The organism is Pseudomonas sp. DWP3-1-2, from assembly GCF_049896285.1.
In the GTDB taxonomy this organism is placed as follows: Bacteria; Pseudomonadota; Gammaproteobacteria; order Pseudomonadales; family Pseudomonadaceae; genus Aquipseudomonas.
This window is the reverse complement of record NZ_JAFCTZ010000003.1, coordinates 508,787-523,086: the sequence shown is the minus strand read 5'-3', so window position 1 is coordinate 523,086 and position 14,300 is coordinate 508,787. Positions and strand designations below refer to the sequence as shown.

Below are 14,300 nucleotides of genomic sequence, written 5' to 3'. Positions count from 1 at the left end.
CCGCTACAGCAAGGGCGCCACAGCGGGCTCATTGCGGGGCCAGGCGTCCAGCACGGCTTTGCACAGGGTAGCGAGGGGAATGGCGAAGAACACGCCCCAGAAGCCCAGCAGCCCGCCAAACAGCAACACCGCACAGATGATCGCCACCGGATGCAGATTGACCGCCTCCGAGAACAACAACGGCACGAGCACGTTGCCGTCGAGGGCCTGAATCACTGCGTAGACCACCATCAGGTAAATGAACTGATCGCTCCAGCCCCACTGGAACAAGGCAATCAGGGCCACCGGCACGGTAACTACCACGGCGCCAACGTAAGGCACCACCACCGACACCCCCACCAGCATGGCCAGCAGAGCGGCATAGTTAAGCCCCAACGCCACGAAGGCGATATACGTCACCGCGCCGCAAACGAAGATTTCTATGACCTTGCCCCGGATGTAATTGGCGATCTGTCGGTTCATTTCCTCTGCAACACGGGTAATCAGTGCACGCTCACGCGGCAGATAGCCACGCGCCCAGCGACTGATCACTTCCCGGTCCTTGAGGAAAAAGAACACCAGAATGGGGACCAGCACCAGATAGATCATGATGTTGACCAACAGCGGCAGACTCGCCAGCGAGAACGTCAATGCCCATTGGCCAAACTTGCCGATTTCGCCCCGTGCAGCCTCGATGGCGCTGAGCACCTGCTCGTCGGACACCAGATGCGGGTAGCGCTCAGGCAACAGCAGCAATAACGATTGCCACTTGGCAAGCATCCCGGGCAACTCGTTGAACAGCGTGATCAACTGATGCCAGAGCAATGGCACCAGCACCAGCAAAAACACCAGCAGCGCCCCCATGAACAAGGTAAACACCAGCGCCACCGCGCCACCTTCGGGCACCCGTAGCCGCTCCAGAAAATTCACCAGCCCCTGCATCAGAAACGCCAGCACCAACCCGGCCAGGACGGGCGCCAGCATGCCGCCCAGCGTCAGAACAATCGTGAACGCCAGAAACAACAACACTGCGAGCACCACCGCCTCTTCATCCGAGAAGTAGCGTTGCACCCAATCGCGAAGCACCTTGAACATCAAAAATCCTTTTGTGAGTGGAGAGCCGCCGCCTCTATGCCTTGCGCAGCCAGTACTGATAGACGCCGCCTTCAGCTTCCTCATGCTCCAAGGTATGCCCTGCCAGCCTGGCAAAGGTACGGAAGTCGCGTTGAGAACCGGCATCGGTGGCAATGACTTTAAGCACAGCGCCGCTGGCCAGCCGATTGAGTTCAAGCTTGGCTTTGAGCAGCGGCAACGGGCAGTTGAGCCCGGTTGCATCGACTTGGGCGTCGTACGGTTGCGGGCGCGTTACAGCGTCAGACATCGTTTCTCTCCAGGCAGGCACATCAATTTGCAATGCAGTGGTAAAAAGCAGTCCGGATATTTCAGACAGATCATAAAGAATACCGCACTCTGGTCAGCAAGCCATTGAGCCAGCTACAGTAAGGGGTCTTCAACTCAGAGCTCCATGGATGAATTTTCTGCGCCCCACCCTGCTGACACTGGCCTGCCTGCTCGCCGTACCGAGTCACGCCGATGACTTGCCGTCTCTTGGCGACGCCAGTTCTTCCATTGTCTCCCCGGAGCAGGAACACGAATTAGGCCGCGCCTGGCTCGGCCTGCTTCGCAGCCAGGTCGCGCAGCTGTCTGACCCACAGCTCAAGGACTACGTCGAAACCTCTGTCTACAAGCTGGCTGAAACCAGCCAGGTTCAGGACCGGCGCCTTGAGTTCATTCTGATCAACAGCCCGGAGCTCAATGCTTTTGCGGCTCCCGGCGGAATTGTCGGGGTCAACGGCGGACTGTTCCTCAATGCCCAGACCGAAGGCGAATACGCCTCGGTCATGGCCCACGAACTGGCTCACTTGTCACAGCGACACTTTGCCCGCGGCGTCGAAGCCCAGCAACGCATGCAGGTGCCGGTGATGGCCGCCATGCTGGCCGGCATCGTCATGGCCGCCGCTGGCGCGGGCGACGCCGGGATTGCAACCATCGCGGGGTCCCAGGCCGCGGCCATTCAGGAGCAACGTCGTTTTTCTCGCCAGAACGAGCAGGAGGCAGACCGCATCGGCATCCTCAATCTGGAAAAAGCCGGGTATGACCCGCGCAACATGCCGACCATGTTCGAACGACTGATGCGCCAGTACCGTTTCGACGCCAAGCCACCTGAATTTCTACTGACTCACCCGGTGACCGAGTCGCGGATCGCCGACACACGCAACCGCGCCGAGCAGTCCAAACCAGGCGGCAAGGAAGACAGCCTGCGTTATCAACTGATGCGGGCGCGAGTGGCGCTGATCTACGAGGGAACCCCCGGCCTGGCCGCCAAGCGCTTCCGCGCCCAGCTCGCTGAAAACCCTAAATCCGATGCGGCTCGTTACGGGCTGGCCCTGGCGCAAATCAAGGCCGGACAACTCAATGAGGCCCGGGAAAGCCTCAAGCCTCTGCTCGACAAGGCGCCGAGCGACATCACCTACAACCTCACGCAGATTGATCTGGACATCACCAATAACCGCCTGACAGATGCGCAGCAACGTGTTGATCGAATGCTGTCAATGTACCCGGACAACTATCCACTCAATCAGGTCCGGGTCGATGTGCTGCTCAAGCAGAATCGCAACGCCGAGGCGGAGAAGTCCCTCAACGGCTTGCTCAAAAGCCGTCCCGATGATCCGGACATCTGGTATCTGGTGGCCGAAACCCGTGGTCTGAACGGCAATACCGTCGGCCTGCATCAGGCCCGCGCGGAATACTTCGCGCTGGTGGGCGACTTCCGCCAGGCCATCCAGCAACTGGACTTCGCCAAGCGCCGCTCCAACAACAACTTCCAGCTGGCTTCACGCATTGATGCCCGGCAAAAGGAGCTGATGGAACAAGAGCGGATGGTCAAGGATTTGATGAATTAAAGTCGGCCCGCTGGCGCGCGGGCGGCGCTTGCGACTTGCCCGCGAATCAGTCCTCCAGACAACATATTGTCCGGATTGACGCCTTCGCGGGCAAGCCTCGCTCCAACAGACTTATTTGCCGCAGGACTATCAAGCATTCCCCGCCAGTTTCATACGCGCAGCACGGGTAAAGTCCAGCATCCGTTGCAATGGGCGGACGGCATGGGGGATCAAGGCCGGGTCGACGAATATCTCGTTACTGCCCTCGCGCAGACACTGCAACGTGCGCTCAAGGGTATTCATCGCCATCCATGGACAGTGCGCGCAACTGCGGCAGGCCGCGCCGTTGCCGGCGGTAGGGGCTTCGATGAAAACCTTGTCCGGGCAAAGCTGCTGCATCTTGTAGAAAATGCCCCGGTCGGTAGCCACGATGAACACTTTGTTCGGCAAGGATTGCGCAGCGGCGATCAATTGGCTGGTGGAGCCCACGGCGTCGGCCAGATCAATGACCGATTCGGGAGATTCCGGATGGACCAGGATCGCCGCCTCCGGATACAGCGCCTTCATGTCCTCAAGTTGCTTGGACTTGAACTCCTCGTGAACGATGCAGGCACCATCCCAAAGCAACATGTCCGCTCCGGTTTCGCGCTGAATATAGCGCCCCAGGTGCTTGTCCGGTGCCCAGAGGATTTTTTCGCCGTTGTCCATCAGGCTTTCGACGATTTCCAGGGCGCAACTGGAGGTCACCACCCAGTCGGCACGGGCTTTGACTGCCGCCGAAGTATTGGCATAGACCACGACCGTGCGCTCAGGGTGTTGATCGCAAAATGCAGAAAACTCATCCACCGGGCAGCCCAGATCCAGCGAGCAGGTCGCCTCTAGCGTGGGCATCAAGACGCGCTTTTCAGGGTTCAGGATCTTGGCCGTTTCGCCCATGAAACGAACGCCCGCAACCAGTACTGTTTGGGCGGGATGACTGTTGCTGAACCGGGCCATTTCCAGAGAATCAGACACGCAGCCGCCGGTTTCCTCGGCCAGGGCCTGGATCACCGGATCACAATAGTAATGAGCGACCAGCACCGCGTCCTGCGCCTTGAGCTCGGCAGCAATCGCGGCGCGGTATTGAGCCTGCTCTTCAAGACTCAGCTCTTTGGGCTGCTTGGCGTCGAGATGGGCCTGAACCAGAAGGCGTTCGGAAATCTGCGTCATGTTCGATGGACCTGAAGGCGCTCTATCGCGCGAAAGTCAAGTTTACACCCGAACGGCCGATACAAAAAAAGCCGGAAATCCTCGTTTCTCACGGGCCTTCCAGCTTTATAGGTATGTCGACCCTGGGTCGTAGGTTCGGTCTCTGGTCGAAGAAGCACAATTCATCAATCAGGCCGCTGAAGGCGCGCGGATTCTAGCTAGCCCCCTGTGGATTTACCAATGGTTTCCATAGCACGAACGACGGAAGCTAACGGCACAACGCCACTTTTGCTGACTTTCAAAGGCATAACGCTCAGGCAATTTTGTTTCGATGCTACGACAATGGCGCTTCTATCCGATATCATGCCGCCCACCAAACCAAGGCCACAGAAAATCAGCGAATTATGCCCCAACGTCGACCCGACAACATGGGGCACAACGTCGCAGCGCGGACGCTTGCCGGACTCGGCAAGAACAGGTTTGCAGGCAGCCCGGCATCAGCCAGCCTGCCCGTCAAAAAGTTACCAGAAATCAGTGTCGCCCCAAGTAGCTGAAGCCAATGACTAATAAAAAGTCAGCACAGGCGGGACATAAAAGTGAGGCTAAACTTTATATAGCCTTGTGTGCCCATCACCTTCCGATTCTGGTGAGGGGGAATTCCGACTTGCCGTGAGCCGGAAAAACCCTGATCGAGTACGGCAGGCGCATGGCGTCCTACCATATGGATTACAGCATGTTAAAAAAAGTGAACACGGCCCTGCTGGGCCTGGCCCTATCGATGGGCATCATGCCCACCCATGCAGCCGAAACAAAAAAAGTCGATGTTGTATTGATCGGCGGCGGCATCATGAGTTCAACCCTCGCGGTATGGCTCAATGAGCTGGAGCCGAGCTGGTCGATGGAGATGATCGAACGCCTTGACGGCGTCGCCGAGGAAAGCTCCAACGGCTGGAACAACGCCGGTACCGGCCACTCCGCGCTGGCGGAGTTGAACTACACGCCAGAAGACAAGAACGGCAAGGTCGACATCACCAAGGCCATCGAAATCAACGAAGCCTTTCAGGTTTCGCGTCAGTTCTGGTCCTGGCAGGTCAAGAACGATGTTCTGAAGAACCCGCGATCGTTCATCAACTCCACGCCGCACATGAGCTTTGTGTGGGGCGATAACAACATCAAGTTCCTGAAGAAGCGTTACGACGCCTTGCAGGCGAGCCCTCTGTTCAGCGGCATGCAGTACTCCGAAGATCACGAACAGATCAAGAAGTGGGTTCCGCTGATGATGGAAGGGCGTGACCCGACGCAGAAGCTGGCGGTCACCTGGAGCCCCCTGGGTACCGACGTCAACTTTGGCGAGATCACCCGTCAGTTCGTCGGCCACCTCAAGGCCCAGCCAAACTTTGACTTGAAGCTGTCCAGCGAAGTGCAGGACATCACCCGCAACGAAGACGGTTCGTGGCGCGTCGAGTACAAAAACCTGAAAGACGGTACCGAAACCTCGACGGATGCCAAGTTCGTATTCATCGGCGCTGGCGGCGGTGCCCTGCATCTGCTGCAGAAATCGGGCATCCCGGAAGCCAAGGATTACGCCGCCTTCCCGGTTGGCGGTTCGTTCCTGGTCACCGAGAACCAGGACATCGCCCTGCAGCATATGGCCAAGGCCTACGGCATTGCATCCACCGGCGCACCGCCCATGTCGGTTCCACACCTGGACACCCGCGTGCTGGATGGCAAGCGCGTCATCCTGTTTGGCCCATTCGCGACCTTCTCCACGAAGTTCCTGAAAGAAGGCTCGTACCTGGACCTGCTCACCAGCACCACGCTGCACAACATCTGGCCAATGACCCGAGTCGGGATCGATCAGTATCCGCTGGTTGAATACCTGGCCGGTCAGTTGATGCTGTCGGACGACGACCGCTACAACGCCCTGAAAGAATACTTCCCTCACGCCAAGAAAGAAGACTGGCGTCTGTGGCAAGCCGGTCAGCGCGTTCAAATCATCAAGCGTGATGAAGAGAAAGGCGGCGTACTGAAGCTGGGCACCGAGATTGTTGCATCCAAGGACGGCAGCATTGCCGGCCTGCTGGGCGCTTCTCCTGGCGCCTCCACTGCAGCGCCTATCATGCTGAGCGTGCTTGAGAAGGTCTTCAAGGACAAAGTGGCAACACCGGCCTGGCAGGAAAAACTGCACCAGATCGTTCCAAGCTACGGCACCAAGCTGAACGCCAACCCGGAAGCCGTCGCCAAGGAATGGGCCTACACCGCCGAAGTCCTGCAACTGACACCGCCTCCGCCTGTTAACAGCCAGGCCGCGGCACCTGTTGCAGCGCCTGGCAAGCCAGCAGCACCGAAAGCAAGCAACCCAGCGGCCGACATGGCGCTGTAAGACAAAAGCCCCGTCAGGCAGCGTCTGACGGGGCTTTTTGCTGCCTGCTCGTTTTCTCCGCCGGACCGGTTCAAACCTCGCTCTATCTCGTTGAAGCGAGCGGGAATGGAGCCGCCGTAAATAGCCAGGCCGGAGCGTCTGCTGCAGCGTCTGACAAGCCCGCAGCACTGAAAGCAAGCAACCCAGCGGCCGACAGGGCGCTGTAAAACAAAAGCCCCGTCAGGCAGCGTCTGACGGGGCTTTTTGCTGCCTGCTCGTTTTCTCCGCCGGACCGGTTCAAACCTCGCTCTATCTCGTTGGAGCGAGGCTTGCCCGCGAAGAACGATAACGCGGTATGTCTGCCCCACCAAAGTGCCTGATTCGCGGGCAAATCGGAACACCGCCCGCTCGCGCCAACGGGAATGGACTTAGCCACTACACAGCGTAACGGGAGTTTGATCGTGTCTGCACTGGAAAGGTCTGCACGATATGCTCTACTCCAGACATTTAGCGTCGGGCCAGCCGCGAGAGCGTCAGATTGGCGTCTAGAAACAGCATCGACGCCAAGCTCTAGAGGGAAAAAATGAAGCTTTCGAAACTCTGGATCATCCTTCGAATCGTCGCTCTTTCAACGTTTACAGTGCAGCCGGCCGCGAGTGCCAGCGAGAGTGTCGGCGTGCGTCAGATCGCGGCTTTCTCCAAAGAGCGTGGTACCCATCTCGACGTAACAGTTTGGTATCCGGCGCACTCGGGAGGCAAGTTGGTCATGCTGGGTGAAAGTGTGTTTTTTGAAGGAACTCATGCCATGCGCGATGCCACAATATCAGAGGGAAAATTCCCCCTTATTCTGCTCTCTCACGGCGCTGGGCTCGCGGGAAACGCGCAGGCGTTAAGCTGGATTGCGGTGCCACTGGCGAAACAGGGATTCGTTGTCGCGGCACCCACTCATCCCGGAAATACAGGGGCAAACCGATCTGCAGCGGAGACAATAAAGCTTTGGTTGAGACCCAGGGATATCACCGACACCTTAAATGCCATGAGAAAAGACACCTTTTTCAAAGGATACCTGGATAACGAAGCGATAGGAGCCCTGGGGCTTTCCATGGGCGGCGGCACCGCGCTGGCGATTGCCGGAGCTCGAATAGACCCAAAACGCTTGGCGGGCTATTGCGATACGGACAAACTAAATCCTTCTTTTTGTGAATGGGTGAGGCAAAGCGGCGTTGATCTTCACGCTTTGGACTTGAGACCCGCTGGCCGTGACAACAAAGATGAGCGTATCCGCTTTGCCATGGCAATTGATCCTGTGCCTGTCGATGTCTTCGATTTTGATACGTTTTCCCAGATTTCGGCACCCATTGAGTTGGTGAATATGGGTCAGCCGACGAAAATCCCTCTGACTGCGAACGCTTCCGAAATTGCGAAAGTCATCCCAAACGCTACGTATTTTACGATTGAAGACGCGAGCCATTACAGTATGTTTGCCGTGTGTAAGCCGGGCGCATCAGAGATCGCTGAATCTGAAAAGATTGGTGATCCAATTTGCATGGATGGCGGAGGCCGCACACGGAGCGAAATCCATACGCAACTGATCAATAGTGTGATTGCCGCTTTCACTCGCGAGCTTAAGCCGCATCACTAGCCTGGTACCCACGCCCCACACTTCTGATTACGCAACGCCCAGTTGCGCGTGTGCAGGTCGCAGATATCGACGACTCCACCGGTCTGGGTGCAGATCTTACCCAACGGAAACGCTGACTTCAGCATCGAATGACAGATCACCTTACTCTATGGATATTGGGCCCAAACCCGATTAGCAAGCTCACGGCCGTGGCCTAAGCGCTTTGTATCCATAAATTTGGCAAAAAAAAATCCGGAAATCCTCATTTTCATGGGCCTTCCAGATTTTTGAAATGGTGGGTCGTGTGGGATTCGAACCTACGACCAATTGGTTAAAAGCCAACTGCTCTACCAACTGAGCTAACGACCCTCTGTTGCGTGGCGCGTATATTACTGATTTCTATGAGTAATTCAACACCTAACTTCAATTATTTTAAAAATAACGTGTTGGGTCCTGAATTCCGGCGCTTGCAAAGCCTTCTGCACGCAGACGGCAGCTGTCACATTTGCCGCATGCGCGACCCTGATCGTCCGCTTGATAGCAGGAAACCGTCAGGCCGTAATCAACCCCCAGACGCACACCGGCCTGAACGATTTCAGCCTTGCTCAGGTTCTGCAAGGGGGCCTGGATCGCGAAGCCATTACCTTCCACGCCAGCCTTGGTTGCCAGATTGGCCATACGCTGGAAAGCCTCGATGAATTCCGGCCGACAATCCGGGTAACCCGAGTAATCCACTGCATTGACGCCGATGAAAATATCCCGAGCGCCGAGCACTTCGGCCCAGCCAAGGGCGAGGGACAGAAAGACCGTGTTGCGCGCCGGAACGTACGTCACAGGAATCCCTTCGCCGGGCGTTTCAGGGACAGCGATCGAGCTGTCGGTCAGCGCCGAGCCGCCCATACCGTCAAGGTTCAGGCCGATTACCTTGTGCTCAACCGCCCCCAGATCCCTGGCAACCCGTGCAGCCGCATTCAGCTCCGAACGGTGGCGCTGGCCGTAGTCAAAGCTCATGGTGTAACAGGCATAGCCCTGCTCGCGGGCCATGGCGACAACGGTGGCGGAATCCAGACCGCCGGACAACAGGATTACCGCGCGTTTTTCAGTCATGGTTGATTCACTCATCTCAGCGCCCCGGCTCATCGTTCCAGAGAAATTTATGCAGCTGCATTTGCAGGCGTACGGGCAGATTGTCCGCCACGATCCAGTCCGCCAGATCCCGGGCGTTCAACTGATGATGGCTTGGCGAGAACAACACCTCGCCCGCCCGACGCTCCAGACCATACTGGATCAGCTTGGAAACCGCCCAGTCGTAGTCTTCGCGGGAGCACAGCACGAACTTGACCTGATCGTTGGGCGTCAGCAGGTCGATATTTTCATAACGATTGCGTGCGACCTCCAGCGAACCAGGCGTCTTGAGATCGAGGATGCGACTGACACGTGTGTCTACCGGCGAGATATCAAGGGCACCGCTGGTTTCCAGCGAGACCTCGTAACCGGCATCACAGAGGCGGGTGAGCAATGGAATGGCGTTGGGCTGCGCCAGGGGCTCGCCGCCTGTCACACACACGTAGCGAGGACGATAGCTGGCGACCTGCTCGACGATGGCGTCCAGCGTATGGATCGTGCCGCCGCTGAACGCATAGGCGCTGTCGCAATACTGACAGCGCAACGGGCAGCCGGTAAGGCGCACAAACACAGTGGGCAGGCCGGCTGTACGTGTTTCACCCTGCAACGAGTAAAAGATTTCGGTGATACGTAATGTGTCTTGCATAGGGGCCACGGGCGTAACAGCTAAACAGGCCGTCCGCCTCCGTCAGGCACTTCAAGGAACCCTGCAACCGCAGAATTCAGAGAAGCGTAATAATTACCGGAATTTCGGGTGCCGGATTCTAACGAAAAAAGCCGCGACAAGCGCGGCTTTCTTGAACTTGCGGTCAGAACGTCAGAGACGCTGCAGATCTCGTTGCGCCAGTTGCGCAGCCGATGTACCCGGATATTGGGTGACAACCTGCTGCAAAATGCCTTTTACCTTGTCGGTATGACCGAGACGGCGCTCGACATCAGCCAGCTTGTACAACGAATCAGGCACTTTGGCGTGCTTGGGATAAAGCTGGCTGACCTTGGCAAACGCCTGACCTGCACCTTGCAGGTCGCCTTTGGCCAGATTCACTTCACCCAGCCAGTATTGGGCATTGCCCGCATACAAACTGTTCGGATATTTGCGAAGGAAAGCGGTGAAAGCCTGGCTGGCCTTATCGAAATCCTTGGCTTTGATCAGGTCAAAGGCCGCTTCGTAATAAAGCTTTTCCTTGGCCGGATCAGGAGGTTCAGTACCTGCGGCCGGCGCTTGAGCAGCCGGTGCGACAGGAGACCCGCTGGCGTTGATATCGCCACCACCGGGTTGAGAATTATTGGTAGCCGCTGCGGCTGCGCCGCCTGCTGCTATGCGTGAATCCAGATCCTGATACCGCTCGAGCGCTTCCTGCTTCATGCGCTGGATATCGTTTTGCTGGACCTCGACCATGCCGCGCAAACGCGCGATTTCGTCCTGCATCTGTTGCAACTGCATGAACAGCTGACCTTGTGCCGAGGGAGGAGCCGTAACCCCTCCCCCGGCATAGGCGCCGGACGTGCCATAACCCGCTGGCGGATAACTGCTGCTGCCAGAGCCAGAATTGTTATCGACCACAGGAACCGCACCCCACGCAACAAGCGGGAGGGTGAGGGCCAAAACGGTTAGAGCACGTCGGCACGTTCGCATGTCAAATTACTTACGCAGTTCGACGCGACGGTTTTGAGCCCAGGACTGCTCGTCGTTGCCGGTAGCAACTGGACGCTCTTCGCCGTAGGAAACCAGTTCCAGCTGAGCTGGGGAAACACCTTGCAGTACCAGGTAGCGCTGAACGGCTTTCGCACGACGCTCGCCCAGTGCCATGTTGTACTCACGAGTACCACGTTCGTCGGTGTTGCCTTCCAGAACGACGCGAGCGCCGTTGGCTTTCAGGTCTTTAGCGTGAACATCCAGAGCGCGCATGGCTTCTGGCTTCAGGTCCGAACTGTCGTATTCGAAGTAGAAGGTGGTGATTGCGCGCAGAGCAGCTTCTTCGCTCAGGCTGCCATCAACAGCACCCGTGTTAGCGCCGTAACCAGCGTTTGGATCAACAGCAGCGCCTTCACCGGCGTTGTCGCCGCCTTTGGACGAGCAACCTACAGCTACAGCCATGGCCAGAGCCAGCGCAGCAAACTTACCAAACTTCAGCATTTCCATCTTGAAACTCCTAATGAACCCCAGTGTGTTAAGCAAAACATGTAGCGCCGCGTCAGTTCAGGTAAGGGGACCAGGAAGGTTCTCTGACTTCGCCTTGTGCGGTAGGAAGCGGGAGCCTTACGCGTCCGTTAATGGACACGAGCATCAAGACTCCCCGGCCCTGCTGGCGGGTGGCGTAGATTACCATGGTGCCGTTGGGCGCGACAGTAGGCGACTCATCAAGGTTGCTATCTGTGAGGATTTTTACACTTCCACGTGCCAAATCCTGAGCTGCAACCTTGAAGTTGGTGAAGCCGTCCTGCCGGTGAATCATTACCAGCGTCTTTTCATCGGCTGACAATTTCGGGTTAGCGTTGTAGTTACCAATAAAGGTCACTCGCTCGGCACCGCCACCACTGATGTTGGTTTTATAGATCTGTGGCTTGCCGCCACGGTCTGACGTGAAGTAAATCGTCGATCCATCCTTGCCGAAGAACGGCTCGGTGTCGATAGAAGAGTCATTGGTCACGCGGCTCAACGAGCGCGAGGCCAAGTTCATGACGTAGATTTCCGGGTTGCCGTCCTTGGACAGCACGAACGCCAGCTTGCTGCCGTCGGGCGACCATGCAGGCGCGCCATTGAGGCCTTCGAAGTTGGTGATCTGCTCGCGACGACCGGTATCAATGTGCTGAATGAAGATACGCGGACGTTTTTGTTCGAACGAGACATAAGCGATGCGCTTGCCATCGGGTGCAAACCGCGGCGACAGGATCGGCTCCCGGGACTGCAACAACGTCACTGCACGAGCACCGTCGTAATCCGAACGCTGCAAAGTGAAGCGAGTGTTGTTCGCCGAGAAGCGTTCGGCCGTCACGTAAAGGATGCGAGTGGAGAACGCGCCCTTGATGCCGGTCAGTTTTTCGAAGGACTGGTCAGCAATGTAGTGCGCCATGTCGCGCAGTTGATCGTTGGTCCCTGAAACATTGCCGGTCAGCACTTGCTGCTCGGTCGCCACGTTGAACAATGCGTACTGGATCTGCAGGCGACCGCCGGCAGGGACAATATTGCCCACCATCACGTATTGCGCATTGAGCGCTTTCCAGTCACGGAAGATGACTTCGCTGGCCTGGGTAGGCAGGCTGATCATGTTCTGTTTGGGAATCGGTGCGTAATAACCCGAGTTACGCAGGTCGTTACCGATGATTTCCGCCATGTCTTCCGGCAAAACAGAGCCGCCCTGCCAGCCAAAAGGCACGACAGCGATAGGAGTGGCACGGTCACTGCCGCTCGTGACCAGAATGTTCTTCTCATCTGCGGCGACCACTGCGGCTGCACAACAGAGAACGACTACGAGTAATCCTCGAAAAAGCTTGATCACAAGGCTAGATCTCCTGGTGTGAATGTCATCTTGAATGAACGATAGGGAGCGAATTCAGCCGGTTTCAAACCCTGCATTTCTGTCAAACGCCCAATATTCTTGACTGCTGCTACTGCGGAACTGTCAAACGGACCATCACCGCTGGATTTGGCCACCGTCACAGACGATATCGTACCGTCCGGCAACATGCCGATTTGCAGTACTACCGACATATTGTTGCGCGCTGACGGTGGTCGACTCCAACCTTCTGAAGCCCGTACACGAATCAAATCATCGAAACTGCCTGCCGTTTCATCGCCCAACTCGTCCGCCAGCGCCTGTTGCCGCTCTGGCTTGTCGGAGAGCAGGTCAGCCAAGGCCTGGGCCTTTTTCGCTTCGGCCGATTTGCGCGCAGCTTCCTGCGCCTTCTTGGCCGAGTCGGCTGTGGCTTTCTTCTTGGCGTCTTCGGCCGCTTTTTTCTTGGCGTCCTCTGCAGCTTTTTTCTTCGCGTCTTCTGCCGCTTTCTTCTTCGCATCGTCGGCAGCCTGTTTCTTGGCTTCCTCTGCGGCGGCTTTCTTGGCGTCTTCTTCAGCCTTTTTCTTGGCGTCTTCTTCGGCTTTCTTTTTGGCGATATCGGCCAATTGTTTCTCTTCAGCCTTTTTAGCGTCGTTCACTTTCTTGGCTTCGTCAGCTTTCTTCGCATCGTCAGCTTTCTTGGCTTCATCGGCCTTTTTTGCTTCCTCTGCTTTCTGCTCGGCTTTCTCTGCCGCCTCTTCAGCCTTTTCTTGCTCGGCCATTTGAGCCGCCTCTTCTTTCTTTTGTTCCGCAGCTTTTACAGCTTCCTGCTTTTTCTGCTCGATCAATTTCTGCTCAAGCTGCTCGGCCTCGGTCTGGCGCGCAGCAGTCTTCTTTGCCTCGCCGGCAATTTTCTGGTTGGTCTGGGTCGTCGCCTGGCTCTTGGACTTGAGCTGATAAAGCGTGGCCTGCACGATTGGTTTGGCCTCCGGCAGTTCCGGAGTCATGGCGAAGCTGACAAAGAGCAAGCCAAAAATCAGGATGTGCAGGGCAACGGCCCAGATGCCAGGCCAGAAGTAGCTTTCCGAGGCGGAAGGCTCTCGAATTGGCTGCATCAGGGTGCCTCAGTAATCAAACCAACATTCCCGACCCCTGCTTTCTGCAAGCCGCCCATCGTGCCCATCACCGAACCGTAATCAACGGTTTTGTCACCACGGATGAATACTTGCGTCTGCTTGCCCGCTTCACGACCGGAGGCGACGATCTTGGTCACCGCCGATGTCAGCTGATCAAGGGTCATTGCCTTGTCCATTTGCTTGTCAGTATCGACTTCGCTGCCAAGGTTCCAGTAATAGGTCTTGTCAGCCTTGATCGAAATGGTCAGGACCTGGTTGTTGTTGTCTTGCGGCAAAGCCTCGCTGGAGACTTTGGGTAGATCGACTTTTACGCCTTGGTTGATCATGGGTGCGGTGACCATGAAAATGACCAGCAGCACCAACATCACGTCGATGTATGGCACCACGTTCATTTCGGCGACCGGCTTGCGTTTTCTGCGACGATCTCGAGCGATTAAAGCCATTGGGAATTAC

At 56.9% G+C, this 14,300-nt stretch carries 13 protein-coding genes, 1 tRNA gene and 1 pseudogene; 3 read left to right on the top strand and 12 right to left on the bottom strand.

The window, feature by feature from the left end; translation table 11 throughout:
* Nucleotides 1-3: 3 nt before the first annotated feature.
* Entirely contained in the window at nt 4-1,074 is a 1,071-nt protein-coding gene (locus tag ACP7B0_RS11305) for an AI-2E family transporter (RefSeq protein ID WP_426141387.1), read from the bottom strand.
* Nucleotides 1,075-1,108: 34 nt separating this feature from the next.
* On the bottom strand, nt 1,109-1,360 hold the full coding sequence (locus ACP7B0_RS11300) for a sulfurtransferase TusA family protein (RefSeq protein ID WP_426141386.1): 252 nt from the start codon (nt 1,358-1,360) through the stop codon (nt 1,109-1,111).
* 148 nt (nt 1,361-1,508) lie between these two features.
* On the opposite strand from ACP7B0_RS11300, the gene ACP7B0_RS11295 reads away from it, so the two are divergent.
* A complete protein-coding gene (locus ACP7B0_RS11295) occupies nt 1,509-2,942 on the top strand; it encodes a M48 family metalloprotease (protein WP_426141384.1) in 1,434 nt (477 codons plus the stop codon).
* 129 nt (nt 2,943-3,071) lie between these two features.
* On the opposite strand, the gene nadA is transcribed toward ACP7B0_RS11295, so the two are convergent.
* Nucleotides 3,072-4,130: a quinolinate synthase NadA gene (gene nadA, locus ACP7B0_RS11290; RefSeq protein ID WP_426141383.1), complete on the bottom strand. Its 1,059-nt coding sequence runs from the start codon at nt 4,128-4,130 to the stop codon at nt 3,072-3,074.
* Between the two features lie 712 nt (nt 4,131-4,842).
* On the opposite strand from nadA, the gene mqo reads away from it, so the two are divergent.
* Both mqo and ACP7B0_RS11280 read left to right on the top strand, forming a co-directional pair.
* Nucleotides 4,843-6,492 (top strand): malate dehydrogenase (quinone), encoded by a 1,650-nt coding sequence (mqo, locus tag ACP7B0_RS11285; RefSeq protein ID WP_426141382.1) that lies wholly within the window; start codon nt 4,843-4,845, stop codon nt 6,490-6,492.
* Nucleotides 6,493-7,054: 562 nt separating this feature from the next.
* The gene (locus ACP7B0_RS11280) at nt 7,055-8,113 is read left to right on the top strand and encodes an alpha/beta hydrolase family protein (protein WP_426141381.1); all 1,059 of its coding nucleotides are present in this window, start codon (nt 7,055-7,057) and stop codon (nt 8,111-8,113) included.
* Here ACP7B0_RS11280 and ACP7B0_RS11275 read toward each other — a convergent pair.
* The 9 genes and pseudogenes from ACP7B0_RS11275 to tolR all read right to left on the bottom strand — a co-directional run.
* A pseudogene (locus ACP7B0_RS11275) lies at nt 8,096-8,211 on the bottom strand (DUF4113 domain-containing protein); the annotation flags it as partial. The gene ACP7B0_RS11280 and the pseudogene ACP7B0_RS11275 sit on opposite strands and share 18 nt — an antisense overlap.
* Nucleotides 8,212-8,385: 174 nt before the next feature.
* Nucleotides 8,386-8,461: transfer RNA gene (locus ACP7B0_RS11270), tRNA-Lys, on the bottom strand.
* 63 nt (nt 8,462-8,524) lie between these two features.
* Entirely contained in the window at nt 8,525-9,199 is a 675-nt protein-coding gene (gene queC / locus ACP7B0_RS11265; RefSeq protein ID WP_426141380.1) for a 7-cyano-7-deazaguanine synthase QueC, read from the bottom strand.
* Between the two features lie 16 nt (nt 9,200-9,215).
* Nucleotides 9,216-9,863: a 7-carboxy-7-deazaguanine synthase QueE gene (queE, locus tag ACP7B0_RS11260; RefSeq protein ID WP_426141379.1), complete on the bottom strand. Its 648-nt coding sequence runs from the start codon at nt 9,861-9,863 to the stop codon at nt 9,216-9,218.
* Nucleotides 9,864-10,034: 171 nt separating this feature from the next.
* Nucleotides 10,035-10,853: a tol-pal system protein YbgF gene (gene ybgF, locus ACP7B0_RS11255; protein WP_426141378.1), complete on the bottom strand. Its 819-nt coding sequence runs from the start codon at nt 10,851-10,853 to the stop codon at nt 10,035-10,037.
* A gap of 6 nt (nt 10,854-10,859) precedes the next feature.
* The gene (gene pal, locus ACP7B0_RS11250) at nt 10,860-11,360 is read right to left on the bottom strand and encodes a peptidoglycan-associated lipoprotein Pal (RefSeq protein WP_045058224.1); all 501 of its coding nucleotides are present in this window, start codon (nt 11,358-11,360) and stop codon (nt 10,860-10,862) included.
* Nucleotides 11,361-11,412: 52 nt separating this feature from the next.
* Nucleotides 11,413-12,717 (bottom strand): Tol-Pal system beta propeller repeat protein TolB, encoded by a 1,305-nt coding sequence (gene tolB, locus ACP7B0_RS11245; RefSeq protein ID WP_426141377.1) that lies wholly within the window; start codon nt 12,715-12,717, stop codon nt 11,413-11,415.
* Nucleotides 12,714-13,826: a cell envelope integrity protein TolA gene (tolA, locus tag ACP7B0_RS11240; protein ID WP_426141376.1), complete on the bottom strand. Its 1,113-nt coding sequence runs from the start codon at nt 13,824-13,826 to the stop codon at nt 12,714-12,716. The genes tolB and tolA overlap by 4 nt, the downstream gene beginning before the upstream one ends.
* Complete coding sequence (tolR, locus tag ACP7B0_RS11235; RefSeq protein WP_426141375.1) at nt 13,826-14,290, bottom strand: protein TolR; 465 nt, start codon at nt 14,288-14,290, stop codon at nt 13,826-13,828. Before tolR ends, tolA begins: the two co-directional genes overlap by 1 nt.
* Between the last annotated feature and the right edge of the window lie 10 nt (nt 14,291-14,300).

Bases quoted from the DNA above. Each gene is read 5' to 3' on its own strand.
- ACP7B0_RS11295 (WP_426141384.1), top strand. From the start codon at position 1,509: ATGAATTTTCTGCGCCCCACCCTGCTGACACTGGCCTGCCTGCTCGCC.
- tolA (WP_426141376.1), bottom strand. From the start codon at position 13,826: ATGCAGCCAATTCGAGAGCCTTCCGCCTCGGAAAGCTACTTCTGGCCT.
- ACP7B0_RS11280 (WP_426141381.1), top strand. From the start codon at position 7,055: ATGAAGCTTTCGAAACTCTGGATCATCCTTCGAATCGTCGCTCTTTCA.
- ybgF (WP_426141378.1), bottom strand. From the start codon at position 10,853: ATGCGAACGTGCCGACGTGCTCTAACCGTTTTGGCCCTCACCCTCCCG.
- mqo (WP_426141382.1), top strand. From the start codon at position 4,843: ATGTTAAAAAAAGTGAACACGGCCCTGCTGGGCCTGGCCCTATCGATG.
- queE (WP_426141379.1), bottom strand. From the start codon at position 9,863: ATGCAAGACACATTACGTATCACCGAAATCTTTTACTCGTTGCAGGGT.
- queC (WP_426141380.1), bottom strand. From the start codon at position 9,199: ATGACTGAAAAACGCGCGGTAATCCTGTTGTCCGGCGGTCTGGATTCC.
- nadA (WP_426141383.1), bottom strand. From the start codon at position 4,130: ATGACGCAGATTTCCGAACGCCTTCTGGTTCAGGCCCATCTCGACGCC.
- tolR (WP_426141375.1), bottom strand. From the start codon at position 14,290: ATGGCTTTAATCGCTCGAGATCGTCGCAGAAAACGCAAGCCGGTCGCC.
- pal (WP_045058224.1), bottom strand. From the start codon at position 11,360: ATGGAAATGCTGAAGTTTGGTAAGTTTGCTGCGCTGGCTCTGGCCATG.
- ACP7B0_RS11305 (WP_426141387.1), bottom strand. From the start codon at position 1,074: ATGTTCAAGGTGCTTCGCGATTGGGTGCAACGCTACTTCTCGGATGAA.
- ACP7B0_RS11300 (WP_426141386.1), bottom strand. From the start codon at position 1,360: ATGTCTGACGCTGTAACGCGCCCGCAACCGTACGACGCCCAAGTCGAT.